Genomic DNA, 1540 nt, shown 5'->3' on the forward strand with positions numbered 1-1540 from the left:
CCCGGGCCACGTAGGCGGCCATGATGTCGCGCGCCATCGGGCCCATGGAGGAGCCGTCGGCAGAGACGTGGTGGACGGTGAAAGCCAGCACGTGCTGGACGGTCTCGCTGTCGGAGATGCGGAACATCTTGACGGCCAGCGGCACCTCGACGGTGACGTCGAAGGTGGTCATGGCGAATCCGATGACCTTGCCGAGCAATTCGGCCTCGGTCACGTCCTCGGGCACCAGCGTCAGATCGGTCTGCGCGGTGGACAGCACCACCTGGTGCGGGCCCTCGGCGGTGCGCGGGTAGACCGTGCGCAGCACCTCGTGCCGTGCGATCACATCGCCGATGGCCTGCTGCATGGCATACAGGTCCAGCGCGCCGGTGAAGCGCACCGCCAGCGGAATGTTGTCGACCGCCGAAGTGCTGGTGTCGAACTGGTTGAGGAACCAGTAGCGCTGCTGTGCCGGGGACAGCGGCAGCGTGGCGGGTCGTTCGCCGGCGACCAGGCGCGGACGACGCCCGGATCCGGCATTGTGTTCCACCCGCGCGGCCAGCGCCGCGACGGTGGACGCCTCGAACAGATCGCGCACGGCGAGCTGCGTGTCGAGGGCCGCACCGAGGCGGGCGGTGACCTGGGTGGCGATCAGCGAGTTGCCGCCGAGCTCGAAGAAGTCGTCGTCCATGCCGACCCGGCCGACGCCGNGCCTTGCGATCCAGCTTGCCGGAGGCATTGAGCGGGAAGGCATCCAGCACCACGAACGCGGTCGGGACCATGTAGCCGGGCAGGCCGTCGTGCAGTTCGGCGCGCACGGCCTCGACATCGACGCTGTGGCCGGCGGCCGGGATGACGTAGCCGACGAGCTGTTCGCCGAGACGATCGTCGCTGCGGACCACGACCACCGACTGGGCGATGGACTCGACCGCGGTGAGCGCGGCCTCGATCTCGCCGAGCTCGATGCGCAGACCGCGCAGCTTGACCTGGAAGTCGGTGCGGCCCAGGTATTCGATTTCCCCGCGACCGGTCCACTTGACCAGGTCGCCGGTGCGGTACATGCGCTCACCGGCGTGGAACGGGTCCGCGACGAAGCGGTCCGCGGTCAGATCCGGTCGCGCGACATAGCCGCGCGCCAGCTGCACGCCCGACAGGTAGAGCTCACCCGCGACACCCGGCGCGACCGGGTGCAGACGCGAATCCAGCACGTAGACACGGGTGTTGAACACCGGCGCACCGATCGGCACCGAGACGGTGTCGGCGTCGGTGACCTCGTGGTAGGTGACGTCGACCGCGGCCTCGGTGGGGCCGTACAGGTTGTGCACCCGGGCACCGGTCAACTCGCGCAGCTTCTGCGCGGTCGGCGCGGGCAGTGCCTCACCGGAGGCGAAGACCTGCGCCAGCGAGGTCAGGGCGGCGGCCTTGTCCGGATCGGCGTCCAGTCCGGCCACGAACACCGACATCATCGACGGCACGAAGTGCGCCGTGGTGACACCGGTCTCGATGATCAGATCCGCCAGGTAGGCGGGATCGCGGTGGCCGTCCGGCTTGGCGATGACCA

The 1540-nt window shown here is 69.4% G+C and carries 1 pseudogene; it reads right to left on the reverse strand.

From position 1 onward, the window contains the following. A pseudogene (locus ACYVN4_RS38270) lies at positions 1-1540 on the reverse strand (AMP-binding protein); the annotation flags it as partial.

It is taken from the genome of Nocardia heshunensis (assembly GCF_054782115.1).